Annotated in this window: 22 protein-coding genes; 10 read left to right on the top strand and 12 right to left on the bottom strand. The window is 63.7% G+C overall.

Annotated features, from left to right (window positions below; genetic code table 11):
- Positions 1 to 114: 114 nt before the first annotated feature.
- From AC6JAM_RS15050 to glmS, 8 genes are all read right to left on the bottom strand, one after another.
- The gene (locus AC6JAM_RS15050; RefSeq protein ID WP_018769188.1) at positions 115 to 1,200 is read right to left on the bottom strand and encodes an inositol-3-phosphate synthase; all 1,086 of its coding nucleotides are present in this window, start codon (positions 1,198 to 1,200) and stop codon (positions 115 to 117) included.
- Between the two features lie 159 nt (positions 1,201 to 1,359).
- A complete protein-coding gene (gene mgrA / locus AC6JAM_RS15045) occupies positions 1,360 to 2,400 on the bottom strand; it encodes an L-glyceraldehyde 3-phosphate reductase (RefSeq protein WP_223992231.1) in 1,041 nt (346 codons plus the stop codon).
- 21 nt (positions 2,401 to 2,421) lie between these two features.
- The gene (gene treZ / locus AC6JAM_RS15040) at positions 2,422 to 4,191 is read right to left on the bottom strand and encodes a malto-oligosyltrehalose trehalohydrolase (RefSeq protein WP_497935190.1); all 1,770 of its coding nucleotides are present in this window, start codon (positions 4,189 to 4,191) and stop codon (positions 2,422 to 2,424) included.
- Positions 4,188 to 6,515 (bottom strand): malto-oligosyltrehalose synthase, encoded by a 2,328-nt coding sequence (treY, locus tag AC6JAM_RS15035; RefSeq protein WP_223992239.1) that lies wholly within the window; start codon positions 6,513 to 6,515, stop codon positions 4,188 to 4,190. Before treY ends, treZ begins: the two co-directional genes overlap by 4 nt.
- The gene (gene glgX / locus AC6JAM_RS15030; RefSeq protein WP_018769184.1) at positions 6,512 to 8,824 is read right to left on the bottom strand and encodes a glycogen debranching protein GlgX; all 2,313 of its coding nucleotides are present in this window, start codon (positions 8,822 to 8,824) and stop codon (positions 6,512 to 6,514) included. Before glgX ends, treY begins: the two co-directional genes overlap by 4 nt.
- Before the next feature lie 68 nt (positions 8,825 to 8,892).
- A complete protein-coding gene (locus tag AC6JAM_RS15025) occupies positions 8,893 to 10,476 on the bottom strand; it encodes an NAD(P)H-hydrate epimerase (RefSeq protein WP_497935189.1) in 1,584 nt (527 codons plus the stop codon).
- Positions 10,477 to 10,491: 15 nt separating this feature from the next.
- Positions 10,492 to 10,839 carry a holo-ACP synthase gene (locus tag AC6JAM_RS15020; protein ID WP_013601780.1) on the bottom strand — a complete coding sequence of 116 codons (348 nt, stop codon included), beginning with the start codon at positions 10,837 to 10,839 and terminating at the stop codon, positions 10,492 to 10,494.
- A 186-nt stretch (positions 10,840 to 11,025) separates the two neighbouring features.
- The gene (glmS, locus tag AC6JAM_RS15015; protein WP_134163725.1) at positions 11,026 to 12,918 is read right to left on the bottom strand and encodes a glutamine--fructose-6-phosphate transaminase (isomerizing); all 1,893 of its coding nucleotides are present in this window, start codon (positions 12,916 to 12,918) and stop codon (positions 11,026 to 11,028) included.
- A 117-nt stretch (positions 12,919 to 13,035) separates the two neighbouring features.
- On the opposite strand from glmS, the gene coaA reads away from it, so the two are divergent.
- Genes coaA through mscL form a run of 3 tightly spaced genes read left to right on the top strand, consistent with a single transcriptional unit; the run spans position 13,036 to position 15,326 of the window.
- Positions 13,036 to 14,031 (top strand): type I pantothenate kinase, encoded by a 996-nt coding sequence (gene coaA / locus AC6JAM_RS15010; protein ID WP_186447803.1) that lies wholly within the window; start codon positions 13,036 to 13,038, stop codon positions 14,029 to 14,031.
- Positions 14,032 to 14,036: 5 nt separating this feature from the next.
- On the top strand, positions 14,037 to 14,900 hold the full coding sequence (locus tag AC6JAM_RS15005) for a M15 family metallopeptidase (protein WP_223992244.1): 864 nt from the start codon (positions 14,037 to 14,039) through the stop codon (positions 14,898 to 14,900).
- 24 nt (positions 14,901 to 14,924) lie between these two features.
- Complete coding sequence (gene mscL, locus AC6JAM_RS15000) at positions 14,925 to 15,326, top strand: large conductance mechanosensitive channel protein MscL (RefSeq protein WP_056389022.1); 402 nt, start codon at positions 14,925 to 14,927, stop codon at positions 15,324 to 15,326.
- Between the two features lie 82 nt (positions 15,327 to 15,408).
- On the opposite strand, the gene glmM is transcribed toward mscL, so the two are convergent.
- Complete coding sequence (glmM, locus tag AC6JAM_RS14995; RefSeq protein ID WP_497935188.1) at positions 15,409 to 16,770, bottom strand: phosphoglucosamine mutase; 1,362 nt, start codon at positions 16,768 to 16,770, stop codon at positions 15,409 to 15,411.
- A gap of 186 nt (positions 16,771 to 16,956) precedes the next feature.
- Between glmM and AC6JAM_RS14990 the strand changes: the two genes are divergently transcribed.
- Genes AC6JAM_RS14990 through AC6JAM_RS14980 form a run of 3 tightly spaced genes read left to right on the top strand, consistent with a single transcriptional unit; the run spans position 16,957 to position 22,005 of the window.
- Complete coding sequence (locus tag AC6JAM_RS14990) at positions 16,957 to 18,195, top strand: bifunctional glycosyltransferase family 2/GtrA family protein (RefSeq protein WP_497935187.1); 1,239 nt, start codon at positions 16,957 to 16,959, stop codon at positions 18,193 to 18,195.
- Positions 18,192 to 20,081: an ArnT family glycosyltransferase gene (locus tag AC6JAM_RS14985; RefSeq protein WP_497935186.1), complete on the top strand. Its 1,890-nt coding sequence runs from the start codon at positions 18,192 to 18,194 to the stop codon at positions 20,079 to 20,081. The genes AC6JAM_RS14990 and AC6JAM_RS14985 overlap by 4 nt, the downstream gene beginning before the upstream one ends.
- Positions 20,050 to 22,005 carry a glycosyltransferase family 39 protein gene (locus AC6JAM_RS14980; RefSeq protein WP_497935966.1) on the top strand — a complete coding sequence of 652 codons (1,956 nt, stop codon included), beginning with the start codon at positions 20,050 to 20,052 and terminating at the stop codon, positions 22,003 to 22,005. Before AC6JAM_RS14985 ends, AC6JAM_RS14980 begins: the two co-directional genes overlap by 32 nt.
- Positions 22,006 to 22,115: 110 nt before the next feature.
- On the opposite strand, the gene rpsI is transcribed toward AC6JAM_RS14980, so the two are convergent.
- Entirely contained in the window at positions 22,116 to 22,619 is a 504-nt protein-coding gene (gene rpsI, locus AC6JAM_RS14975; RefSeq protein WP_018769171.1) for a 30S ribosomal protein S9, read from the bottom strand.
- Positions 22,620 to 22,657: 38 nt separating this feature from the next.
- Complete coding sequence (rplM, locus tag AC6JAM_RS14970) at positions 22,658 to 23,101, bottom strand: 50S ribosomal protein L13 (protein ID WP_015937805.1); 444 nt, start codon at positions 23,099 to 23,101, stop codon at positions 22,658 to 22,660.
- A gap of 334 nt (positions 23,102 to 23,435) precedes the next feature.
- Between rplM and AC6JAM_RS14965 the strand changes: the two genes are divergently transcribed.
- The 4 genes from AC6JAM_RS14965 (at position 23,436) to AC6JAM_RS14950 (ending at position 25,230) form a co-directional block, all read left to right on the top strand.
- Complete coding sequence (locus AC6JAM_RS14965; RefSeq protein ID WP_497935185.1) at positions 23,436 to 24,062, top strand: prepilin peptidase; 627 nt, start codon at positions 23,436 to 23,438, stop codon at positions 24,060 to 24,062.
- A 280-nt stretch (positions 24,063 to 24,342) separates the two neighbouring features.
- Positions 24,343 to 24,543: a Flp family type IVb pilin gene (locus tag AC6JAM_RS14960; RefSeq protein ID WP_497935184.1), complete on the top strand. Its 201-nt coding sequence runs from the start codon at positions 24,343 to 24,345 to the stop codon at positions 24,541 to 24,543.
- A gap of 34 nt (positions 24,544 to 24,577) precedes the next feature.
- The gene (locus tag AC6JAM_RS14955; RefSeq protein WP_497935183.1) at positions 24,578 to 24,778 is read left to right on the top strand and encodes a Flp family type IVb pilin; all 201 of its coding nucleotides are present in this window, start codon (positions 24,578 to 24,580) and stop codon (positions 24,776 to 24,778) included.
- Positions 24,779 to 24,858: 80 nt separating this feature from the next.
- A complete protein-coding gene (locus AC6JAM_RS14950) occupies positions 24,859 to 25,230 on the top strand; it encodes a TadE family protein (RefSeq protein ID WP_497935182.1) in 372 nt (123 codons plus the stop codon).
- On the opposite strand, the gene AC6JAM_RS14945 is transcribed toward AC6JAM_RS14950, so the two are convergent.
- On the bottom strand, positions 25,213 to 26,520 hold the full coding sequence (locus tag AC6JAM_RS14945) for an ISL3 family transposase (protein WP_497934032.1): 1,308 nt from the start codon (positions 26,518 to 26,520) through the stop codon (positions 25,213 to 25,215). The two genes, AC6JAM_RS14950 and AC6JAM_RS14945, sit on opposite strands and share 18 nt — an antisense overlap.
- Between the last annotated feature and the right edge of the window lie 10 nt (positions 26,521 to 26,530).

Raw genomic sequence — 26,530 nt, 5'->3', positions numbered from 1 at the left:
GCCAAAAGTGAGCGGGCGTCGCCAGAAAAACTGCAGGAAGTGATGGGGCGTTTTAAATGGCGGCGCTCCCCCACCCCGGAGGGTGAGGGAGCGCCGGCAACGAGGTGTGGAGTTCTAGCGCTCCACGTCGCCGCGGATGAAGGCTTCCACCTTTTCGCGGGCGAGGTCGTCGTTGAACTGCTCCGGCGGGGACTTCATGAAGTAGCTCGACGCGGACAGCAGCGGGCCGCCGATGCCACGGTCCAGGCCGATCTTCGCGGCGCGGATCGCGTCGATGATCACACCTGCGGAGTTCGGGGAATCCCAGACCTCCAGCTTGTACTCCAGCGACACGGGGGCGTCGCCAAAGTTGCGGCCCTCCAGGCGGACGAACGCCCACTTGCGGTCATCGAGCCACTGGACGTAGTCGGACGGACCGATGTGCACGTCCTTGGCAGCCAGCTCGGCCTCAACGTTGGAGGTCACGGCCTGGGTCTTGGAGATCTTCTTGGACTCCAGCCGGTCACGCTCCAGCATGTTCTTGAAGTCCATGTTGCCGCCAACGTTCAGCTGGTACGTCCGGTCCAGGGTCACGCCCCGGTCCTCGAACAGCTTCGCCATGACCCGGTGGGTGATGGTGGCGCCGATCTGGCTCTTGATGTCATCGCCCACGATCGGAACACCCGCGGCAGTGAACTTGTCCGCCCACTCCTTGGTTCCGGCAATGAAGACCGGCAGCGCGTTCACGAACGCCACGCCGGCGTCGATCGCGGCCTGCGCGTAGAACTCGGCCGCTTCCTGGGAGCCGACGGGCAGGTAGCAGACCATAACGTCAACGGCAGCGTCCTTGAGGGCCTGGACCACGTCCACGGGCTCTTCAGTGGATTCCTCGATGGTCTCGAGGTAGTACTTGCCCAGCCCGTCCAGGGTGTGGCCGCGCTGGACGGTGACACCGGTGGGCGGGACGTCGGCGATCTTGATGGTGTTGTTTTCGCTGGCCGTGATGGCGTCGGCAAGGTCAACGCCGACCTTCTTGCCGTCAACATCAAACGCGGCGACGAACTGAACGTCACCCACGTGGTACTGCCCGAACTCAACATGCATCAAGCCCGGAACAGTCTCTGCGGGATCGGCATCCTTGTAGTACTGGACGCCCTGCACCAGCGAGGCGGCGCAGTTGCCCACGCCAACGATTGCAACACGGATGGGATGTGAAGACACAGAACTCCTTTGGGGACAAACGTCAGCCGGCCGGGTTTGCTTCGCAGACAGTACGACGGCGGCCGGCTGGCTCGGCGCCGCGCGGCGCCTTTTCATACTACCCAACGCAGCGGGACCGGGCGCAGTGCACCCGGTCCCACTGCGTAAAGAGAATCACCGTCAGGCGTTTTGCTTCCAGAGGTTGATGTCCGACTCAACCGCAAACTCGTCAATCGCGGTCAGCTCTTCATCCGAGAAGCTGAGGTTGTTGATGGAGGACAGTGTGTCCTCCAACTGCTGGACGCTGGAGGCGCCAACCAGTGCCGAGGTGACGGGCGAGCCCTTGGGCTGGTCGCGCAGGATCCAGGCGATGGCCATCTGAGCCAGGGTCTGCCCCCGGCCTTGGGCGATCTTCCGCAGCCCGCGGACCCGGTCCAGTTTTTCCTCGGTGATGGAGTCCTCCGAGAGGAAGCGCGCCTTGGCTGCCCGCGAGTCGTCAGGAATGCCGTGGAGGTATCGGTCGGTGAGCATGCCCTGCGCCAGCGGCGAGAAGGCGATGGATCCGGCGCCCACCTGGTCCAGTACCTCGTACAGGTTGGGTGAACCGTCCTCGGTCCAGCGGTTCAGCATGGAGTAGCTGGGCTGGTGGATCAGCAGCGGCGTGCCCAGTTCCTTGAGGATACGGGCGGCCTCGAGGGTCTGCTCCGGCGTATAGGAGGAAATGCCCGCGTACAGTGCCTTGCCGGAACGGACGGCGTAGTCCAGGGCACCCATGGTCTCCTCCATCGGTGTTTCCGGGTCGGGCCGGTGGCTGTAGAAGATGTCCACGTAGTCCAGTCCCATGCGCTGCAGCGACTGGTCCAGGCTGGAGATCAGGTACTTGCGCGAGCCCCATTCGCCGTAGGGACCGGGCCACATGTAGTAGCCGGCCTTGGTGGAGATGACCAGTTCGTCGCGGTAGGGCTTGAAGTCGTCCCGCAGGTGCCGGCCAAAGTTGGTCTCGGCGGACCCGTCCGGCGGCCCGTAGTTGTTGGCGAGGTCGAAGTGGTTGACGCCCAGGTCGAAGGCGCGGCGGAGGATGTCCCGCTGTTCCTCGAAGCGCTTGTCGTCGCCGAAGTTGTGCCACAGTCCCAGCGAGATGGCCGGGAGCTTCAGGCCGCTGCGGCCCACCCGGCGGTAGGGCATGGATTCGTAGCGGTCGCCTGCTGCAATGTACGTCATCAGTTTCTCTCTTCCGTCGGTTCAGGCTTTGAGGATCGCAGCGCTCCAGGGCGCCAGTTCCAGGGACCCGCCGTCCAGTGTGGTTCCGTTGTCCGTGGCCAGCAGCACGCTGCCGGCGGCCTCGTCCAGCCGGACCTTCGAGTCCGCGAAGTTCACCAGGACCTCGACGGATCCGCGCCGGAACCGCAGCCAGCCCGCGTCGTCGTCGAACGAAACCTCCGTCCCGCCGAAGCCAAGCCCCGCCAGTTCCGGATGCCCGCGCCGCAGCGCCGTCAGCGCCCGGTACAGCTCCAGGAGCCGCGCGTGGTCGCCAGAGATGGCCTCGGCCCAGTCCAGCTTGGACCGGCGGAAGGTTTCCGGGTCCTGCGGGTCAGGCACGACGGCGGGATCCCACCCCATGCGCTCGAATTCCTTGATGCGCCCTTCCGCGGTGGCCTTCCCGAGCTCCGGTTCGGGATGGGAGGTGAAGAACTGCCATGGTGTGGTGGCGCCGTATTCCTCGCCCATGAACAGCATGGGGGTGAACGGGGAGGTCAGCGTGAGGACCGCGGCCACGGCGAGCTGCCCGTAGGACAGGGACTGCGAGAGCCTGTCCCCCGTGGCCCGGTTGCCGATCTGGTCGTGGTTCTGGTTGCAGACCACCAGTTCCGCGGGGTCCACCAGGGCGGCGTTGATGGGCCGGCCGTGGTGGCGTCCGCGGAAGCTGGAGTAGCTGCCGTCGTGCAGGAACCCGTCCTTCAGCACCTTGGCCAGCACGGCCAGGGATTTGAAGTCGGAGTAGTAGCCGGTGGTCTCGCCGCTGACGCTGACATGCACGGCATGGTGGAAGTCGTCGCTCCACTGCCCGGCCAGTCCGTACCCGTTGACGTCACGGGGGTAGAGCAGGCGCGGATTGTTGAGGTCCGATTCCGCGATGAGCGTCTTGGGCAGCCCGGTCCCGGCTGAAATCGCGTCGCCCAAAGCCCCCAGGTCCTCCAGGATGTGCACCGCGCGCTCGTCCCGCAGCGCGTGCACGGCATCGAGGCGGAGCCCGTCCACGTGGTAGTCGCGCAGCCAGAGAGCGGCGTTGTCCAGGATGTATTCGCGGACCACGTCCGAGCCGGGCCCGTCCAGGTTCACCGAGTCGCCCCAGGTGTTGGCGTCCCCCTGCTTCAGATAAGGGCCAAACCTGGGCAGATAGTTTCCGCTGGGGCCAAGGTGGTTGTAGACCACGTCCTGGATGACGCCCAGTCCGGCGGCATGGGCGGCGTCAACGAATCGCTGGTACGCGGCCGGCCCGCCGTAGCCTTCGTGCACGGTGTACCACTGGACGCCGTCGTAGCCCCAGTTATGCGTGCCGTTGAATCCGTTGACCGGCAGCAGCTCCACGAAGTCGATGCCCAGGTCCACCAGGTAGCCCAGCTTCTCCGCGGCGGCGTCCAGGGTTCCTTCGGGGGTGAAGGTGCCCACATGGAGTTCGTAGATGACGGAACCCTGCAGGTCCTTGCCGCGCCAGCCGGAATCCTGCCATGCATAGGCGGCGGGATCGTAGGTCCGGGATTGCTCGTGCACGCCGGCGGGAAGCCGGCGGGACCTGGGATCCGGGACGGGGGTGGTGTCCCCGTCCAGCAGGTAGCCGTAGTCCACGTCGCCGTCCGCGGGCGCGTCGGGGGCCGTCCACCACCCTTCCGATCCCGGCGCCGTGTCCTTCTTCTGCATGGGATATTGCCGGCCATCGGCCAACAAAACCACCGATGAAACGTCCGGCGCCCAGACATCGAAGCGCTCAGGTCCAACGTTGACCAGGGTCATGCCTTCTCTCCATCTTCGGGTACCAGTAGGGCCACCGGGTAGGTACCCAGCACATCTGCCACCAAAACCGGGCCCGGCCCGTAGCTGGCTCCCGTAAGTTCGTCGCGCATGGCAGTGGAAAGGTCGACGGCGGTGTCCCGCCACCCGCCGCCGGCTTCCAGTCCGGCGGGGAGCCGGGTGGCAAGCGTGAGGGCGCCGGAGGAGGCATCGGTTCCGCGGGTGAATGCGAGCAGGTGCCCAGCAGCCGCGCCGGTGGCTGGGACTGGCGTGTAGCCCTGGAACAGCTCCGGCCGGTCCCGGCGCAGGCGGAGTGCCCGTGAGGTGACCAGGAGCTTGCTGGCCTCTGTGCCCTCGTCCGGCAAGGTGCCGGCGTCGAGCTTTGCCAACTCAGCCTGCCGGGCACCAAAGTCAACCGGCCGGCGGTTGTCCGGGTCCGTCAACGAACGTTCCCAGAACTCGCTGCCCTGGTACACGTCCGGCACGCCGGGCATGGTCAGCTGGACCAGCTTGGCGGAAACCGAGTTGGCGGCGGAGAAGGAGTCGATGCGGGCCACGAAGTCCGTCACCACGTTGGCGACCTTGGCGTCGTCGAAGACTGCGTCCACGGCGGCCTTCACCGCGGCCTCGAAGTCCTCATTGGGATTGGTCCAGGTGGTGGAGTTCCCGGCCTCCCGGGCCGCCTTCTCGGCGTATCCCTGAAGCCGTTCCCGGCTTGCCGGCCAGGCACCGATGATTGCCTGCCACAGCAGGTTCTCGTACGGGCCGTCCGGGATGGGCGCCAGGCCGCGAAGGCTCTCCAGCGTTTCGGCCCACTCCTGCGGCAGCTCGGCGATGACCGAGATCCGTGCCCGGGCATCCTCGCTGCGTTTGGTGTCGTGGGTGGACAGGGTGGTCATGGACAGCGGGAGGTCCTGCTGGCGCCGCTGCATCCGCTGGTGGAATTCCTCCGGGTCCACGGCGAACTCGGTGGGTTCAGCGCCCACCTCGGTCAGGGTTCCAAGGCGGGTGTAGCGGTAGAACGCCGTATCCTCCACGCCCTTGGCCATGACCATGCCGGAGGTCTGCTGGAACCGGATGGCGATGGCGTTGGCCGGATCCAGCAGCAGCGGAAGGAGGGTTCCCACCGCCACTTCCAGGTCCGGCCGGTGGGCTGCCGCGGATTCGCATGCTTCCTTGAGGACATCGGCGCCCACGGGCAGGTACGAACGATACACCGGGAAGGACGCGATAATCTCCGCGATGGCGTCGGCTGCCTGGTCCAGGGCGAGGCCGTAGGACTCCGGGACCAGTCGGGCCAGCCGCAGCACTTCCGAGCGCAGGATGCCGTCGGCGATCATGCGCTTGGTGCCGCGGATCATTGCGGCATAGTCCGCGGGCTCTGAGGAGCCGCGCAGCCTGGCGTCCAGTGCGTCCAGTGCCTGCTGCCCCGCGGGGTCCACAAAGACCCGGTCCACGTCCGCCAGCGCGTCGTATCCGGTGGTGCCTTCGCACGCGAACTCCTGCGGCAGCACCTCGCCCGGTTCCAGGATCTTCTCCACCAGGACGTAGGCGCCGCCGCTGAGGTCCTTCAGCCAGCGGAGATAGCCGGTGGGATCGGCGAGGCCGTCCGGGTGGTCCACGCGGAGCCCGTCCACCAGGCCCTCGGTGAACCAGCGCCCCACCTCGGCATGCGCTTCCTGGAAGACCGAGGGTTCTTCGACGCGGATTCCGGCGAGCGTGGTGACCGCGAAGAAGCGCCGGTAGTTCAGCTCGGCGTCGGCGCGGCGCCAGTCCATCAGCTGGTAGTGCTGGCGGCTGTGCACGTCCTGCGGGGAATCACCGTCGCTGTATGTGCCTTCGGCCAGGGGGAACCGGTGATCGTAGTAGCGGAGTTCGCCGTCCTTGACCTCCAGCTTGTCCAGGTCGGCGTCGGAGCCCAGCATGGGGAGCCGGACCTTTCCGCCGCCCAGGTCCCAGTCGACGTCGAAAGCTTCCGCGTAGGGTGATTCGCGGCCCTCCTTGAGCAGGGACCACCACCACGGGTTCTGCGGAGGGGATGCCACGCCCACGTGGTTGGGCACGATGTCCACCAGGACGCCCATGCCGTGCTCGCGCGCTGCCCTGGACAGGGCCAGCAGCCCTTCAGGGCCGCCGCGGTCCGGGTCCACGGCGGAGGGGTCGGTCACGTCATAGCCGTGGTCCGAACCTTTTTCCGCAGTGAGGATGGGCGAAAGGTACACCCAGTCCACGCCGAGGTCCTTCAGGTACGGGACCTGGTTGGCGGCGTCGAACAGGGTGAAGCTGCTGCGGATCTGCAAACGGTAGGTGGAGACGGGCGTCCTCATGCCTCGGTTGCCTTCGCAGCCTTGGTCTCCTCCGCCTTCGCAGCCTTGGCGTCCTCGGCTTTGGCTGCCTTGGTTTCCTCGGCCTTTGCCTCGCTCGCTTCCGCGGCCTTGGTCTGGGCCTCCACCATCTCCTCCTGGGCTTCCTCGTGCTCTACCCTGGACGCCAGTGAAGCGGCAGCGGACGTGTCCACTTCAGCTTCCGGGCCGGAGTAGGCGCGCAGCACCACCATGGACTTCGCGTCCAGGGTCAGCGTTGCCTTCGCCTTGAGCGGTTCATACGCGTCAGCCTGGGCCGCGGTGTCAATCAGGACCTCCCAGTACTGTGAGTACTCTTCGTTGGGAAGGCAGAAGTCCACGGCATCGTCGTGGGCGTTGAAGGCCATGATGAAGCTGTCGTCCGTGATGCGCCGGCCGCGTGAATCCTGTTCCTGGATGCCGTCGCCGTTGTAGAACACGCCGATGGTGCGGCCGAAGCCGCTCCCCCAGTCCTCCGGCAGCATTTCGGTGCCGTCCGTCTTGAGCCAGACGATGTCCGGCAGCTTTTCGCCTTCGCCGCGGCGCACCGGCCGGCCGTCGAAGAAGCGGCTGCGGCGGAACGTCGGGTGGTCGTGGCGGAGCTTGTTCACGAAGGCGGTGAACTCCACCAGCGGCTGGTCCATGGCTTCCCAGTGGATCCAGCTGAGCTCGGAGTCCTGGCAGTAGGTGTTGTTGTTGCCCTGCTGGGTGCGGCCCAGCTCGTCGCCGTGCAGCAGCATGGGCACGCCCTGGGAGAGCAGCAGCGTGGCGATGAAGTTCCGCTGCTGGCGGGCGCGCAGGGTCAGGACCTTGTCGTCGTCGGTGTCGCCTTCAACGCCGCAGTTCCAGGAGCGGTTGTGCGATTCGCCGTCGTTGTTGCCCTCGCCGTTGGCCTCGTTGTGCTTCTCGTTGTAGGAGACCAGGTCCCGCATGGTGAAACCGTCGTGGGCGGTGACGAAGTTGATTGAGGCCACTGGACGGCGGGCGGAGCTTTCGTAGAGGTCGGCGGAGCCGGTTAGCCGGGAGGCGAACTCGCCAAGCGTGGAGGGCTCGCCGCGCCAAAAGTCGCGGACGGTGTCGCGGTACTTGCCGTTCCATTCGGTCCACTGCGGCGGGAAGTTGCCCACCTGGTAGCCGCCCGGGCCCACGTCCCACGGCTCGGCGATCAGCTTCACCTGGGAAACTACCGGGTCCTGCTGGATGAGTTCGAAGAAGGTGGAGAGCTTGTCCACGTCGTAGAACTCACGGGCCAGGGTGGAGGCAAGGTCGAAGCGGAAGCCGTCCACGTGCATCTCCGTGACCCAGTAGCGCAGGGAGTCCATGAGCAGCTGCAGCGAGTGCGGGTGTCGGACGTTCAGGGAGTTGCCCGTGCCGGTGTAGTCCATGTAGTGCTTGAGGTCGTTGTCCACCAGGCGGTAGTAGGCCTGGTTGTCGATGCCCTTGAAGGACAGCGTGGGGCCCAGGTGGTTGCCTTCGGCAGTGTGGTTGTAGACGACGTCGAGGATCACTTCGATGCCGGCGCGGTGCAGGTCGCGGACCATGGCCTTGAATTCCTGGACCTGGTGCCCCACGTCGCCGGTGGCGCTGTAGGTGTTCTGCGGGGCGAAGAAGCCGATGGTGTTGTAGCCCCAGTAGTTGCTGAGCCCCTTTTCCACCAGGGTGCCGTCGTTGACGAACTGGTGGACGGGCATGAGTTCGATGGCCGTGACCCCGAGCTTCTTCATGTGCTCAATGACCGCAGGGTGGGCCACGCCGGCGTAGGTGCCGCGCTGTTCGTCCGGGATTTCCGGGTGGAGCTCGGTGAGGCCCTTGACGTGGGCTTCGTAGATCACCGACTCGTGGTACGGGATCCGCAGCTGGCGGTCGCCGTCCCATTCGAAGAAGGGGTTGATGACCACGCCGTGCATGGTGTGCGGGGCGGAATCGGCGTCGTTGCGGGAGTCGGGGTCGCCGAATTCGTAGGAGAAGAGGGCCGGGTCCCAGTCGATCTGGCCCTGGATGGCCTTGGCGTAGGGATCCATCAGCAGCTTGTTCGGGTTGAAGCGGTTGCCGCTGGCGGGGTCGTAGGGACCGTGCACGCGGTAGCCGTACTTCTGGCCGGGCTGGATGTGCGGCAGGTAGCAGTGCCACACATAGCCGTCCACCTCGGTCAGTTCGATGCGCGTTTCGGTCAGGTCATCAGCCAGGAGGCAGAGTTCGACCCGCTCGGCCCGTTCGCTGAACAGGGCGAAATTGGTGCCGGTGCCATCAAAGGTCGCTCCCAGCGGATAGGCAGTTCCAGGCCAGACTTCCATCGTGCTCCTCATTTTGTGGTCAGCAGCAGAGGGCATCGGAACGCCCCGCTGCTGGTGCGAACTAATGCCTACCGTAGTGGTTGGCTGTGACTATTACGTTTCCAGGCTCCATATTTACTAAGCATGCTGACTTTACCCCAAATTTCGGGTATGGCATTCGCGACGCCGCCTGCCGTGATCGGACCACCTGTCACCGCCTCCGACGCCGCCAGCCCTGCCCGCCCGTGCAGCGCGGCGCCCAGTGCGGCAATGGCGGCCCACCGCCCCTCCGCCGCTATGCCCACCTCACTGAAGCGGCCGACGTCGGGCCCCGCCTGGGCGAGCAGCGCACCAATGACCCCGGCCAGGACGTCCCCACTGCCTGCAGTGGCGAGCCAGGGCGTACCGTCCGCCTGGCTGAAGGTCTCTCCCCAGGGTGCCGCCACGAGTGTGGTGGCGCCTTTGAGCAGGACGGTGGCTCCCGTACGGTTGGCGGCCTGGCGTACGGCGGCGAGGGTTCCGGCTTCCACGGCTGCCCGGTCCTCCCCACCGCCCAGGCGTTGGAACAGCGACGCCAGCTCGCCGGCGTGCGGGGTCAGCACCATGTGCGGGGCGAGCATGGCCGGCAACGCGGGCAGCGCGCCGGCGTCGGCAACGACGGGAAGTCCGGACGCGATGGCATCGCGGGCACGCGTCAACTGGTCATGGTCCTGCGGGCCCATGCCCGAGCCCACCAGCCATGCCTGCACCCGGTTGTCGGCCACGCTCCCGGTGCTGCACACCACCTCAGGGCAGGACTGCCGGACGAGGTCGGCCACGGCCGGCGGACCGAGGTACCGCACCATGCCGACTCCTGCGGCCAGGGCGCCCCGGCACGCCAGGACTGCGGCGCCGGGATAGTCTTCGGATCCGGCCACCACTCCCAGCACTCCGCGGGAGTACTTTTGGGCCCGCCGTGCAGGACGGGGCAGGAGGTGGGCCAGTTCGGCATCCTCCAGCCGGCGAAGGGACGGCTGCGGCAGGTGCTCCTCGATCCCGATCGGCACCACCAGGACGCGTCCAGCATGGTCCGCGCCCGGGTCCGCCAGCAGGCCGGCCTTCGCTCCCCCGAACGTCACGGTCAGGTCAGCGGAAAGGACCGGCCCGGCTGCCTCGCCGGTATCGGCGTCCACGCCGCTCGGGAGGTCGCAGGCCACCACCAAACCGCTCCTGATGCCGTCACTGACAGCCTGGACCAGGTCTGCAGCGCTGCCCCGCAGCCCGCCTTTCGCTCCGGTCCCCAGCACGGCGTCAATGACGACGTCGGCCGCGGCAGCTTCCGCCGCCAGTCCCGGGATTGCAGATTCAGTGAGCCGGTGCACCCGGCCGCCGGCGCGCTCGAATGCCGCAAGGCCAGCCGGATGGGCGGAATCGCCGGTGAGTACCGCCGTCGTGCGCATTCCGCGGGCGGCAAGGAAGGCGGCTGCGAACAGGCCATCGCCACCGTTGTTGCCCTTGCCAACCAGCACCACCACGCGGGCACCGCTCAGGCGGCGGCCCCGGGACTTGAGTTCCTGGACGACGGCGCCGGCCAGGCCGTGTGCGGCGCGCTGCATGAGCACGTCCCCCAGGCCGGTGGCCAGGAGGGGTTGCTCGGCGGCCCGGACCTGCGTTCCGGTGTAGGCGTTGATCATGCGGCGGCTGCCTGGTCAGCCTTCGGCCAGGACCGTGGCGGTGGCGATGCCGCCGTCGTGGCTGATGGACAGGTGCCAGCGCTTGACGCCTTTGGCCTCGGCAACCGCAAGGACGGTCCCCTTGACCTGGACGGTGGGTCCGTTATGGTCGAGGCCGATCCAGCAGTCCTGCCAGTTCATGCCGGCGGGCGCACCAAGGACCTTGGCCACGGCTTCCTTCGCGGCGAACCTGGCTGCCAGGGAGCGGGTGTTCAGTTCCCGTTCCGCCGGCACGAACAGGCGGTCCCTCAGGCCCGGCGTCCGTTCCAGCTGGCGGCCGAACCGCTCGATGTCTACTACGTCTACCCCGATGCCAACGATCATGCGCTTCATTCTACGGGGGCGCGCCTGGCCGGAAGCGGGTGCAGGGTGCGGTTTGACCCCGGAAATTGCGGTTGTCCGCCATCAGCGCAAACACCTGGTTTTGGCACGGCAGGGTTAAGGTGAAAGCCTCGGGCCCACTGACTGGTTCAGTGGGCCCGGGGCTTTCAGCTGTTCATTGGCTGGCTGTTACTCGACGGTGACGCTCTTGGCGAGGTTGCGGGGCTGGTCCACGTCGTAGCCCTTGGCTGCCGCGAGTTCCGCGGCGAAGATCTGCAGCGGGACGGTGGTCAGCAGGGGCATGAGCAGGGTGGGGGTTTCGGGGACGTAGAAGACGTACTCGGCGTAGGCCTTGACGGCTTCGTCGCCTTCCTCGGCGATGACCAAGGTGCGGGCGCCGCGGGCGCGGACTTCCTGGATGTTGGAGACCACCTTGGCGTGCAGCGAGTCGCGGCCGCGCGGGGACGGGACCACCACGAACACCGGCTGGCCTTCATCGATCAGGGCGATGGGGCCGTGCTTGAGCTCACCGGCCGCGAAGCCCTCCGCGTGGATGTACGCGATTTCCTTGAGCTTCAGCGCGCCCTCGAGGGCCACCGGGTAGCCCACGTGGCGGCCCAGGAACAGCACGGACTTCTCGTTCGCCATGCTGCGGGCCAGTTCGCGCAGCGGCCCGGCGTTGTCCAGGATGGTCTGGATCTTCGCGGGGATCTTGTTCAGGTCCGCGAGGACGTCCTTGATCTGGCCGGAGAAGATGTTTCCGCGCAGCTGGGCGAGGTACAGGCCCAGCAGGTAGGCGGCGGTGATCTGCGCCAGGAACGCCTTGGTGGACGCCACCGCGATTTCCGGGCCGGCGTGCGTGTACAGCACGGCGTCGGATTCGCGCGGGATGGTGGAGCCGTTGGTGTTGCAGATGGAGATGGTCTTGGCGCCCTGTTCGCGGGCGTACCGGACTGCCATCAGCGTGTCCATGGTCTCGCCGGACTGGCTGATGGAGACCACCAGGGTGTTCTGGTCCAGGATCGGGTCCCGGTAGCGGAACTCGTGTGCCAGCTCCACTTCCGTGGGGATCCGGCACCAGTTCTCGATGGCGTACTTGGCCACCATGCCCGCGTAGGCGGCGGTGCCGCAGGCCAGCACGATGATCTTGTTGACCTGCTTCAGCAGTTCCGGATCAATCCGCAGCTCGTCCAGGGTCAGCTTGCCTTTGATGTCCGAACGTCCCAGCAGGGTCTGCGCCACGGCGTCGGGCTGGTCGTGGATTTCCTTCTCCATGAAGGAGGAGAAGCCGCCCTTTTCCGCGGAGGCCGGGTCCCAGTCCACGTGGTATTCCTTGCCCTGGGCCGGGTTGCCGTAGAAATCGGTGATCTCCACCGTGTCCGCGGTGATGGTCACGATCTGGTCCTGGCCCAGCTCCACCGCGCGGCGGGTGTAGTCGATGAACCCGGACACGTCCGAGCCCAGGAAGTTCTCCCCCTCGCCCAGGCCCACCACCAGCGGTGAGTTGCGGCGGGCGGCCACGACGACGTCGGGCTGGTCCGCGTGCACGGCCAGCAGGGTGAAGGCGCCCTCCAGGCGCTGGCAGGCCAGCTCCATGGCGCGGGTCAGGCCACCGTTCGCGGTGTCCCCGCCCAGCTTGTTTCGGAGGATGTCGGCCAGCAGCGCGGCAGCGACCTCGGTGTCCGTCTCGGACAGGAACGTGACGCCCTTTTCAAGCAGCTCGAGCTTGAGCTCGGCGAAGTTTTCGATGATGCCGTTGTGGATCACGGCCAGCTTGCCGCCGTCAGCCAGGTGCGGGTGCGCGTTGCGGTCCGTCGGGCCGCCGTGCGTGGCCCAGCGGGTGTGTCCGATCCCGGTCACCGTCTCAGGCAACGGGCGGGCCTCCAGCTCGGCAATCAGGTTGCTCAGCTTTCCTGACTTCTTCCGCGACTCAATGGCGCCCTTGGACACCACTGCCACGCCGGCAGAGTCATAACCGCGGTACTCCAGGCGGCGCAGTCCTTCAAGGACAACATCCAGGGCACTGTGACCGTTAATTGCACCGTCAACCGGACGGCCTACGTATCCCACGATTCCACACATAGGCACAAGACTATCGGCAGCGTGCCTGTTGCTCTAAACCGGCGGCCCACCCGGCGGGGCTTTTACGGGGGCCTGCGTGACGGGCTCCGCCGCGCTGAGCAGGGCGCTCATTTCGTGATGGGCCGGGCGCGGGGCAGAATCTTTAGCGTGACTTCGCAACGCAATGAAGCGAACGGGGAGGGTGCCTCGCCGTTCGTGGAGCTGGACCGGCAAACCTGGTCCCGGCTCGCAGCCCAGATGGAACAGCCCCTTAATGAAGAGGATGTGCTGCGCCTTCGCGGGCTCGGTGACCCCCTGGACATCAATGAAGTCAGGGATGTCTACCTGCCGCTGTCACGGCTGCTGCACCTGTACGTTGAGGCGGCGGGGCAGCTGCACGCGGCCACTACCACGTTCCTGGGCGAGCAGACCCAGCGCACCCCGTTCGTGATCGGCGTGGCCGGTTCGGTTGCCGTGGGCAAGTCCACCATCGCCCGCGTGCTGCGTGAGATGCTCCGCCGCTGGCCGGGCACCCCCAACGTGGAACTCATCACCACCGATGGCTTCCTCTACCCCCTGGCCGAACTCAAGCGCCGGCAGCTGCTGGACCGGAAGGGCTTCCCGGAGTCCTACGACCGGCGGGCGCTGCTGCGCTTCGTGAGCGAGATCAAGGGCGGCGCCGAGGAAGTGCGCGCGCCCTGGTACTCCCACGTCACGTACGACATCGTGCCCGGCAAGGAAGTTGTGGTCCGCCGCCCGGACGTGCTCATCGTGGAGGGCCTGAACGTCCTGGCTCCGGCACGGCCCCGGCATGACGGCCGCCAGGGGCTGGCACTGAGCGACTTCTTTGACTTCTCCATCTATGTCGATGCCAAGACCTCCTACATTGAGGAGTGGTACGTGGACCGGTTCCGGAAGCTGCGCAGCACCGCGTTCGCGCAGCCGGAGTCCTACTTCCACCGCTACGCCACGCTGTCCGACGAGGAAGCCGAAACCACGGCACGCGACATCTGGAAGCGGATCAACGAGCCCAACCTGGAGGAGAATGTCCTTCCCACGCGGGGGCGGGCGCAGCTGGTGCTGACCAAAGAAGCGGACCACTCCATTCGCCGCATGCTCCTCCGGAAGGTGTAGCACAGGTGTGCTACCAATGCGGGTCCCCCAGCCGGCGCAGCTTCACCCGGTTCCTCGCAGCGGGGGCCGGGCTGACTGTCCTCTCAGCGTGCACGCCTGAGGCACCCAAGGCCGTGCCGGCGTCGTCCGCTGCTTCTTCCGCAGCCCCCTCCCCTGCTGCGGTCACCGCTTCAGCGGGCCCGACGGCGGAAGCCGCCACGGTGGGCCAGTCACCGGAGGTGCCGTCCCCCGCACCGTCACCGTCGCCGTCGGCGGCCCTGGCGCGTCAGTTTTCGCTTGATGACCCGGCCAGCCAGTGGGTCATCGTCAACAAGCACCGGCCCCTGAAGCCGGCGGACTTTGTGCCGGCTGACCTGGTGCGTCCCGCCGTCGCCATTTCCGCCGCGGGCGAGGCGGCGCTGTTGAACAGCACGACGGCTGCGGCGGCCGAAGCGATGTTCGCGGCCGCCGCGCAGGATGGCGTGGCTTTGGTCCTGGCCAGCGGCTACCGCTCGTACAGCACGCAGGTGACCACCTACAACGGGTACGTCGCGGCGCGCGGTCAAGCCGATGCCGACACGGCCAGTGCCCGGCCCGGCCACTCGGAGCACCAGACGGGGTGGGCGTTCGACATCGCGGACGGCGGGGGCGCCTGCAGCTTCCAGCCGTGCTTTGCCGACCAGCCAGCGGCGTCCTGGGCGAAAGCCAACGGCCACCGCTTCGGATTCGTGGTGCGGTATCCCTGGATGCTGCACCCCATCACTGGGTACTACTACGAGCCGTGGCACCTGCGGTACGTGGGCGTGGAGGCGGCCACGGACATGCTGAACCGGGGCATTGGCACGCTGGAGGAATACTTCGGCCTGGAGGCGGCACCGGCGTACCTGTAATGCCGGTGCGCTAGGTTGGTTTCCATGCTTAGTGGATTCAAAAACTTCATTATGAAGGGCAACGTGGTTGACCTTGCGGTCGCCGTCGTCATGGGTACTGCTTTCGGCGCCGTGGTGACGGCGCTGGTCAACAAAGTGCTGATGCCCTTCGTCTCAGGCCTGGTGGGTGCACCCAACTTCGACAGCTTTGGAAGGGTGGAGCTGAACGGCAACGCCATCGAGTTCGGGGTGCTGCTGACCGCGGTGGTGAACTTCCTGCTGATTGCGGCGGCCATCTATTTTGTGGTGGTGATGCCGATGAACATCATGATTGAGCGCCGCAACCGCCGGCTTGGGATCAACAAGGATGTGAAGAAGGACGCTGCAGAGGATCCGCAGGTTGCGCTCCTGACCGAGATCCGGGATGCATTGAAGGACCGGGTCTAAGCCTTTCCAACCGCAAAGTGGCCCGTCTCCCTGTTGGGAGGCGGGCCACTCTTTTTGCTGCGGTTGTTTTGAGCCGCGCCGGCTAGTTGGAGGCGAGCTCCAGCGCGAGTTCGGTGCGGACCACCTGGGCCAGGTGTTCGGCGATGGACTGGGCCGTCTCCTCCTCGGCGGCCTCCACCATGACGCGGACCACGGGCTCTGTGCCGGATGGGCGGAGCAGGACGCGGCCGGTTTCCCCAAGCGCTGCTTCCGCCGATGCCACGGCCTGGGCCAGGACATCGCTGCTGCCCACGCGGGTGCGGTCCACGCCCTTGACGTTGATGAGGACCTGCGGGAGCTTGGTCATCACGGTGGCGAGTTCCTTGAGCGGTTTCCCGGTCAGGGCCACCTGTGCGGCGAGCTGCAGGCCGGTGAGGAGGCCGTCGCCGGTGGTGGCGTGGTCGGCGAAGATGACGTGGCCGGACTGTTCGCCGCCCAGGTTGTAGCCGCCGTCGCGCATGCCCTCCAGCACGTAGCGGTCCCCCACCGCGGTTTCCACGATGGTGATGCCGGCTTCGCGGAGGGCGATCTTCAGGCCGAGGTTGCTCATGACGGTGGCTACCAGGACGTCATCCTTGAGTTTGCCGGAGTTCTTGAGCGCGACGGCGAGGATGGCCATGATCTGGTCGCCGTCAACCTCGTTGCCTTCGTGGTCCACGGCCAGGCAGCGGTCGGCATCGCCGTCGTGGGCGATTCCCAGGTTGGCACCGTACTTGATCACGGCTTCCTTGAGCGGGCCGAGGTGGGTGGAGCCGACGCCGTCGTTGATGTTGAGTCCGTCCGGATCGGCGCCGATGACGACCACGTCAGCTCCGGCGTCCTTGAAGAGCTGGGGCGAGCAGCCGCTGGCCGCACCGTTGGCGCAGTCAAGGACCACGGTGAGGCCATCGAGGCGGTGCGGGAGGGTCCGGAGCAGGTGGACGATGTAGCGGTCCTCTGCGTCGGAGAAGCGCTGTATGCGGCCTACGTCGGCGCCGGTGGGCCGGACGGCTTCCTTGCCCATCTGGGCTTCGATGGCGTCCTCCACCTCGTCGGGCAGCTTCTGGCCGCCGCGGGCGAAGAACTTGATGCCGTTATCCGGTGCCGGGTTGTGGGAGGCGGAGATCATGACGCCGAAATCCGCGTCCAGGTCCGCCACCAGGTAAGCGGCCGCGGGGGTGGGCAGGACCCCTGCGTCATAGACGTCGATGCCTGAGCTGGAGAGCCCGGCTTCCACGGCTGCGGCGATGAATTCGCCGCTGGCGCGCGGGTCGCGGGCCAGCACGGCGCGGGGCCGGGAGCCGTTGGAGTTGCGGTCGTGGCCGAGCACGACGGCGGCCGCCTGGGCCAGCTGCAGGGCCAGTTCTGCTGTCAGCAGGCCGTTGGCCAGCCCCCGGACACCATCAGTTCCAAATAATCTAGACACCGGTCAAGTGTAGAGGATGGTCTGCTCAAGATCTGCGTAGGGCGACCCCTCCCGGGCCCGGATCTACTTGTGCAGTACCTGCCTGTTGCCTCCTCCAATTACTGGGACTACCTGCTTTTTTCCGCTGCTACCTGTCTTTGCTCAGAACCCTCGCCACGCCTGTTCGGCGGCCCCTACGATCCATTCATGACACCTAGCTATGGGGGCTTGGCGCTCGAAATTGTAGTACCGGTCTACAACGAAGAAGCGGTACTGGAAAACAGCATCCTAAGGCTCTCCGAATACTTGACGCAGGAAATGCCGTCGACATGGCAAATTACCATCGCCGACAATGCAAGCACCGACAGGACCCCGGTGATTGCCGCTCGCCTCAGCGAGCACATGCCCAACGTTGCATACCGCCGCCTTGAGGTTAAAGGACGAGGATATGCCCTCAGGGATGCCTGGAACGCTTCGGAGGCCAAAGTCTTCGCATACTTAGATGTGGACCTGTCCACCGACCTTGCAGCTTTGCCCCCGCTGGTCGCTCCGTTATTGTCCGGCCACTCGGATATCTCCATAGGCACGAGGCTTGGGCAGAGTTCCCGCGTGAGCCGGGGCCCCAAACGTGAATTCATTTCCAGGTCGTATAACTTCTTACTCCGCCGGACAATGCAAGTGCGTTTTTCTGATGCGCAATGCGGATTCAAGGCGATACGCGCGGACGTGGCCAAGCGCTTGCTTCCCCATGTAGAAGACAACGGTTGGTTTTTTGACACCGAACTGTTGATTATCGCGGAACGTTCGGGACTTCGTATCCACGAAATCCCGGTGGACTGGGTGGATGACCCGGACAGCCGTGTCGACATCACGCAGACCGCCCTGGAAGATTTGCGGGGGATGGTGCGAGTGGCCGGCTCATTAGTTAAGGGGACAATTCCTGTTCAGGCGATCTACGCCGAGCTCGGACGGCGACCGATGGTTCCTCCAGACCGTCCCAGCTTCTTCGGTCAAGTGATCCGGTTCGGCCTCGTAGGCGCTATATCAACGATTGCGTTCGCCTTGCTGTATTTGGTGCTTCAAGGGCCATTCAGCTCTCAGGAGGCCAATTTCCTGGCATTGCTGGTGACAGCGGTTGGGAATACTGCAGCCAACCGCCGGTTCACCTTTGGCATAAGCGGGCCCTCAAGGCTGTTTATGCAGCAGATTCAAGGATTGATCGTCTTCCTGCTGGCGTGGGCTATCACGTCTTCCTCCCTTATCGTCCTGCATGCCGTCAACCCGGACTCACTTCCGAGCACTGAACTGCTCACACTTACGGCGGCAAATGTGTTTGCAACTTTGATGCGCTTTGTTTTGCTCCGTGTGTGGGTCTTCCGGGTACAACGTGCGGATCGGGTGGCCGGCGTGCTGACGCTGACACCACTAGGCGGAGTATCACGATGAGCCTTGCAGAAGCCCCAATACTCGCCGTCCCCCGCGGTTTAGGTGCGGTCCTACGACGTTTTCCATGGGATAAAGCGGGACTACCTGTCCTGTTGCTAGCAACAGCCACATCCTTTCTATGGGGACTCGATCGGAATGGTTGGGCGAACCCCTATTACTCGGCTGCTGCCCTGGCGGGATCGCATGACTGGAAAGCCTTCTTCTTCGGCTCGTTTGAGTGGGGCAACCTCATATCGGTGGACAAGACTCCCCTCAGCATTTGGGTAGCGGCACTGTCCATCAGGTTGTTTGGTCTTAACAGTTGGTCAATCCTCGTTCCGCAAGCCCTTATGGGAGTGGCCACCACGTACCTCATTTATCGACTGCTGAAAACCGGAGTTGGCACCGCCCCAGCTTTGCTGGGCGGGGCCGTCTATGCGACAACGCCGGTCGTGTTCCTGATGTCCCGGTACAACAACCCTGAGCCACTAATGGGCTTACTGACGCTCAGCGCAGTTGTAGTAACCATGAAGGCCATCAATAAGGGCCAGTCTGGGCTTTTTGCGACAGCAGGATTTCTCCTGGGTTTGGCCTTCATGGCCAAACAGATCCAGGCCTTCGTGGTGGTCCCGTCCCTCTTCGTCGTCGTTCTCATTTTCAGTCAGGGAAGCATTGCTGCTCGTATGCGGCAACTTTTCATCGCAGCAGGCTCACTTTTGGTCACTTCAGCCGGGTGGCTTGTTGCTGTGGAGCTCACTCCACCTTCTGACAGGCCGTATATCGGAGGTTCAACTACAAACAGTGCCATCGAATTGACATTGGACTACAACGGCCTCGCCCGCTTTATTCAGCTTCCGCTAAATACGACCGGTGGGCGTTCCACGTCAACGGATGATCTGGCGCCATACAACGGAGGCTTCTCTCGACTTTTTGACGGCAATTTCGCTCCGGAAATTGCATGGCTCCTTTTCCCGGCCATCGCCATAACTATCGTGCTTGTGGTCCTCCAGCGAAGTTTAGCGTTCACCGAAACAGAGAAGAGGCTTATTCTCCTTTCGCTCGTTTGGTTTGCCACTGCTTTCTTACTGCTTTGCTTCATGGGCTCGATGGTCCACACGTACTACACCTTTTCTCTGGCGGCACCCGTTTCTCTAGTTATACCTATTGGGCTGACCACACTTTGGCGAGGGAGAGACCGGCTGGTCGTCCGTCTCATTGGCGCTGTCATCGTGGGCTCGGCCACCTTTATGACCCTCAAGGTTCTCAATTACAGCGACGAATGGCCCATGTGGTTTCGCGCTGCCGTTCTGGTGGCCGGCATAGTCGCCACTACAGGCTGGCTGGGGGCATCATCTTTCCATTTGCGACGAATCACGGCACTCGTCGTGGCCTTGGGATTGCTGATAGGTCCGATCGGGGCCAACTTTTACACCCAGAACATTGCCCAAAACGGTACGAACCCCCAGTCGGGCCCCATAGCAAACGACCCCATGGCCATGACGCGCCTCCTATTCGCAGCCAGAAGCGGAACGCCTGCCTGGGCACTGCAGACGGCCTATGGCGCTCCGCCCTCAACGACTGTGGTGAACTTGCTTCTCCAGACGCGGGGCCATCAAACGTGGGGCGCGGCGACCTATTCGGCCGAGAACGCGGCGCTCTACCAACTCGATTCGGCAGTCCCGGTCATCCCTGTTGGTGGCTGGCTCGGCACCGACCCAGCACCTAGTTTCGACCAATTCAAAGAATTGGTGGCGCAGAACCGAATTGGCTATTTCATTTGGCAGCAGGACTTGCTGGATAGGGGTGAACTGAGCCAGGACACCATCGATATATCGCACTGGGTCAAAAACAACTTCAAGGAGCAGACCGTTGACGGTGTTCAAATCTATGACCTTCGGTACTCGTAGCGATCAACTCGAACTGGAAAACATCGTTGGCACCCGCTTCCGCCAGCGCATTTTGAGGGCGGGGAAGTGGGCGCTTCGTGGTCGCCCGAAAGATCCTGTGTGGGAACGGCCAACGCTGCTGTTGCTATTACTGGCCAATTCGATTCTCTACTTTGGGAACATTGGAGGCAGCGGTTGGGCTAACTCTTTCTACTCCGCAGCGGTCCAGTCAGGTTCCAAGGACTGGGTAGCATTCTTCTTTGGTTCATCTGACTGGGGCAACGCGATCACGGTCGATAAACCGCCGCTGAGTTTATGGATTATGGGCTTCTCGGTCCGAATCTTTGGATGGTCACCCGAAAGTGTTCTCGCCCCGCAGGCAGCAATGGGTGTTATGACGACATTTTTGATCTACTTGCTCATGCGCAGGGGCTTTTCGGCGACTGCAGCGCTGACGGGATCGGCCGTTTTTGCCACGACCCCTATAGTCACGTTGCTCTCTCGGTACAACAATCCCGATCCGTTGATGCTGCTACTTATGGTGGGTGCAGCGCTCTTTACGATCCGCTCAATTGAGTCGGGTCGGATCCGACATCTCGCATGTGCAGGGCTACTGCTGGGGCTCGGTTTCATGACGAAGCAACTTCAGGCATTAATGTGCCTTCCTGCACTGGCCCTAGCATTCAGTGTATGCGCGCCTGGTGCGTGGCGGACAAAATTGCGAACCAGCTGTTTCGGTCTGCTCGTTCTTGTGGTTTCGGGAGGCCTCTGGATCACCGTTGTCGAGTTGATCCCTCCAAGCGCCAGGCCATACATCGGCGGCTCCACGAATAATAGTGAAGTCCAGCTGACTCTGGCGTACAACGGCCTCAATCGATTGATCCCCGCGACCAAAGACCCTACGGTAGGTCTGATTCCTGCTCAATACCGCGCGGCGGAAAGCGATGAAGGCATCTTTCGACTTTTCAACGCCAACTTTGCTCAGGAGGCAAGTTGGCTTCTCGCCGTTGCACTTTTATGCTGCATCTGGATTTGCGTCGGGAACAAAGGGCTGCATACAAGCTCCGTGCGGAAATCCACGGTCATTGTCTCCGTCAGCTGGTTCTTGACAACCTACCTCATGCTCTCCTTCATGGGCGATGGAATCCACACGTACTACACAGCAACCTTGGCTCCGCCGCTCGCCCTAGTAATCGGGCTAGGACTCGAAGCTCTGCTCGTAATGAGGTCTGAGCAGAAAGCGCGTCTTCTGGCCTCTTTGACAGTCCTCATCGGGTCTCTCATCGCTTGGGTTCTCTTAGGCTCTGTCGTAGGCTGGTCGCCCGTCCTCGTGAACGGGGTTCTCGCGGCAGGTATCGGCGGAGCCGTTCTAACCGTGGTCCCGCCGCCCGCAAAGTGGCTCAATGCGGTGGCCTTCAGCCTTGCAGCAGCGGGCCTTTTGGGTGGACCGCTGGCGACATCGATCTATACGTCATCCGTTGCACACAGCGGCTCGAACCCCTTGTCGGGTCGAATTACCACCAGCCCGGCATCAGTAAGTCGATTCCTCGAGGGCGTAAGCACGGGTGGGCCGGGGTGGGCCTACGACATGGGTTTTGGATTTGATCCGAGCCCAAATCTGATTGCTCTCACGAAGGCTGGTTCCTCGTGCGTCTGGGCAGCGGCAACATACCCCTCACAATCGGCGGCGAAGCTTCAACTCGCTGCGGCAAAGCCTGTGCTGCCGCTTGGCGGATTCGCGGGGACGGATCCCGCCCCTTCATTGCAGCAATTTCGGGACCAGGTAACGAATGGCAAGATCTGTTTCCTGGTTTGGCATCAGGACCATCTTGACCTGCCGGGCAGAAGTCCCACTTTGATCGAGATCTCGGCTTGGGTCAAATCCGAGTTTCACTCCTTCGAGGTGGATGGAGTAACAGTTTTTGACCTGAGATCTCGGAATTGAGCGAGTAGCTTTCATTTCGGGCCGGCTCGCAGTTCTGAGCGGCGGCTACACTACAGGAAATAAGAAGCCCGCCCCGCCAAACGGCGGGACGGGCTTCCATGCAAGCGGATTTAGCGCTTGGAGTACTGCTGAGCCTTACGGGCCTTCTTGAGACCAGCCTTCTTACGCTCGATGACACGGGCGTCGCGGGACAGGTAACCGGCCTTCTTCAGGGTGGCGCGGTTGTTCTCGACGTCGATCTCGTTCAGGGAACGGGCGATGCCGAGGCGCAGGGCGCCTGCCTGACCGGAGATGCCGCCGCCGTGAATGCGGGCGATGACGTCGTAAGCACCTTCGAGATCGAGGATCTTAAAGGGCTCGTTGACGTCCTGCTGGTGCAACTTGTTGGGGAAGTAGTTCGCCAGCTCGCGGCCGTTGATGGTCCACTTGCCGGAGCCGGGCACAACCCGGACGCGTGCAACGGCTTCCTTGCGGCGGCCAACAGCTGCGCCGGCAACGGTCAGGGCCGGGCGCTCCTTCTTGGGAGCAGCTTCAGCAGCTGAGCTCTCAGAGGTGTAGCTGGTCAGGTTTTCCTCGGCCTCGACGACCTCGGTGGTCTCTTCGTTCTGAGCCACGATTCTCCTTGTATAGATAAGTTGTTTGGTGGCCAGGACTACTGGGCGACCTGGGTGATTTCGAAAGTCTTGGGCTGCTGGGCGGCGTGCGGGTGCTCAGCACCGCGGTACACCTTCAGCTTGCCGAGCTGCTGGGCAGCAAGGGAGTTCTTGGGGAGCATGCCTTTGATGGCCTTCTCAACGGCGCGGACCGGGTTGGATTCCAGCAGTTCCGCGTAGTTGACGGAGGTCAGGCCGCCCGGGTAGCCGGAGTGGCGGTATGCGCGCTTCTGCTCCAGCTTGGCGCCGGTCAGGGCTACCTTTTCAGCATTGATGATGATGACGAAGTCGCCCATATCCATGTGGGATGCGAAAGTGGCCTTGTGCTTGCCGCGCAGCAGGATTGCGGTCTGGCTTGCAAGACGACCAAGGACAACGTCGGTGGCGTCAATGACGTGCCACTGGCGGTTGATATCGCCGGGCTTCGGGGTGTACGTACGCACGGTGTTTGCCTCGTTCTTGTTCTGGCGTTCTTGTTTAGGTGTCGCTAGCTCGCGCACCTACTGTCTGCGCGCTACCGGAACAGAGGTGAGGGCTCCATGTAACCAGTCATCCTGAAGTTCCGAATGTGCACGTTGAGTAGTTATCCTGCAACCGGATTCTCAAGCGGGCACGCACCATCGGAATAGGACACGCACAACGACTACCAAGATTAGCGCGTCAAGGGGTTCAGGGTCAAAATGGGGTAGCCGGCGGCTGGTACATCGCGCGCCGGCCCAAGCTACTTAGGGGGCCGCAGTGGTATCAGCAGGGGGCAACGGTCCGTTCGCTGGGCTCATGGTCGTTGCCATCGGCCTCCTGGGGTTCATCCTCTCCCCCGCGGCCGAGTTCCTGATTGCGCGGCTGCTCCCGCGGCTGGGTGGCCTTCCTACGTTGCGGGTTCGGATTACGACAGCGGCAATCACCGGCGCAGCCTGCGTCGCCTTCGTCTTGCGCTTCGGAAATATTGCCGCGCTGCCGGCATTGATACTTCTGGCCGTACTTGGGGTTCAGCTTGCCAGGGTGGATATTGCGCTGCATTTATTGCCCAACCAGCTCGTATTGATTCTGCTCATCGCCGGCATTTTCCTGTTGGCAGCACCCTTGATATTTGGTCAGCAGGCTGATGACTTTCTGCGCGCGCTTCTCAGCGCCGCGATTTTGTTCGCCGCATACCTTATTTTGGCGTTGATTTCGCCCGGTGGCATCGGTATGGGCGACGTGAAGCTGGCGGCGCCTGTCGGCCTTTACCTGGGGTACCTAGGTTGGACCCAGTTGCTCTACGGCGGCCTTCTGGGATTCATCGTCAACGGCATCACCACAGCTGTCCTCATTAGCGGAAAGCGCGGGAGTACGGCCACGGAAGTGGCACATGGCCCCGCCATGCTGGGCGCCCTGGCCATCACAGCACTGCTCATCCCATAGCCGGAACCCTCCCCTACGGACGCCTCCCGCCCTTTAGGGAAGCGCAGCCATCCAAGTGGTAAAGAGAACATTCGGATCGCACCCTAGGTACCTTTCCGAGTATTCGAGTACGTCAGTTCAGCGTGCCACGAAAAATTCGAGTACTACTACGCATTGTTGCCCGTTGGCTTGAATGACAATCTCTTCTTAGCGAAGTCCAGCCGCTAAGGATTTATGGGGGCAGCTGGAAATTCGTTGAAATAAAAAATCAATTCAATTTCACCGAATTAAGGAAAATACAATGACTTCTCTCATGGTCTCGATGATGGCTTTCGTCGCCGGCGTCAAGGATCGCGTCTCTTCCGAAAAGGGCGCAACGGCAACAGAGTACTCTCTGCTTGTCGGACTGATTGCCCTGGTTATCGTTGCGGGCGTCACGCTCTTCGGCGGAAACCTGAACACCTTCTTCAGCAGCCTCGCCACGAAGGTCGGGGCCTGGTAAGGGTCGGCAGACACAGAAAGCCAGGTACATAGCGATGTCGGCATTTAGCGTATCTCTTCACCAGCTGGTAGTGGCCGTTCGTTCCATTTTCTCTAGCGAAAAAGGCGCTACGGCGACCGAGTACTCACTCTTGGTGGGGCTTATTGCCTTGGTTATCGTTGCGGGCGTCACGCTCTTCGGCGCAAACCTGAACACCTTCTTCAGCAGCCTCGGCACCACCGTCGGAGGCTGGTAGGTCAACCAAAGAACGGTGTGCCGTGCTCTCGAGCACGGCACACCGTCCCTTTTCAAGCTGCAACCGTCCAGGGGGACCCTTTGAAACGCAGCAACAGAACTTCTGATAACGGTGAACGGGGTGCCGTTGCAGTCGAATTCGCGCTAGTCGCCCCGATTCTGGTCGCTTTGATCATTGCCATCGTCGAGTTCTCAAATGCATACAACATTCAGGTCTCTGTCACACAAGCATCACGCGAGGCCGCCCGGACGATGGCCATCACCAAGGACGCGACGAAAGCAACAGCAGCTGGCAAGGCCGGCGCACCTTCAATCAACTCCTCTCTGCTCACCTTCGACTTCTCGTCAGCGACCTGCCCGGCAGCAACGCCAGCATCGACTGCAGTAGTAACGGTCAAGTACAGCGGCGCTTCTCTGACAGGGTTTTTCGGCTCTTCAGAATTGAGAGTGTAGTTTCGGTCTGAATCCGCCGGATTCCAGCAGCGATCTGGCGACATAGTTGGTGAGATTCCGGAAGCCGAGGGCAGATCCTCGTAGGTGTTCGAGTCTCCCATTGATCGCTTCACTTGGGCCGTTTGATGTGCCGGGTCGCTCGAAGTATGCCAGCACGTCCTGGGCCCGTCGTTTGAGGGTGCGCCCGAGAGTTCGGAGCTCGGTCAGCGCGGTGGGGACGCCGCTGCTGAGGGAGTCAATCACGGCTTGCATCATCTGCTGACCTTTGGCCCGGTCTGGTTCCCGGTAAGCGGCAACCATGCGCTGGTAGGCGCCCCAACTGGCTTCGACCTCAACATGCGTATCAGCGGTGAACAGGGTTTCCAGGCGTTGGCGTTGGTTCTCGGTGAGCAGGTCCGCGCCTGTGTGGATGGTCCGGCGAGCCGAATACAGCGGGTCCCCGGCCCGTCCGCGGTGCCCGCACGTCTGCTGCTGAACCCGCCGCCGGCACGAATCAAGGGCATCGCCGGCCAACCGGACGACGTGGAAGGGATCCATCACCGGGACCGCGTCGGGGAGTTCCTCGGCCGCGGCGCTCTTGAACCCGGAGAACCCGTCCATGGCCACGACCTCAACCCCGTCCCGCCATTCTTGGGGGCGTTCCTGGAGCCAGGTCGCGAAGGCTTGTTTCGAGCGGCCCTCGACCATGTCCAGCAGGCGGGACGGGCCCGTGCCATCGCGGATTGGGGTCAGGTCAATGATGACGGTGACGTACTTGTCTCCGCGGCGGGAGTGCCGCCACACATGCTCATCAACACCAATGACCTTGACCCCGTCGAAGCGGTGCGGATCATCGATCAAGACCCTCCGTCCTTCGGCCAGGACGGCCTTGTTCGCGGTATTCCAGGTGACGCCGAGTCCTTCGGCGATCCGGGCGACCGTGAGGTGCTGGCAGACGACGCCTTCCAACGCCCAGCGCAGCCCCCGGCGGGAGAGTTTCGCCCGCGGCTCGGCAGCCTTGGAAGTATCCTGCCGCCAGACGTGCCCGCACCCGGCGCAGCGGTAGCGGCGGATGCTGACCAGCAGTGTGGTCGGCCGCCACCCGAAGGGTTCATGGCCCAGCCGACGGGTCACCGTGTCACGGGGAACGCCCTGGCACCCGCACTTCCGGCACCAGTCATCAGGATCAACAACACGGCAGGCAAGGACGGCGCGGCCCGGGCGGACATGCTGCCCGGTCACTTCGAGTCCGAGTCCGTCGAGGCGGCAGAATGTGGTCAGGTCAGGGCTTTGGAAGGTAGCGTTAAACACGAGGGCCTTG

Source organism: Arthrobacter sp. GmRoot5-12 (genome assembly GCF_059739365.1).
This window is presented reverse-complemented; position numbering and strand designations above follow the sequence as displayed.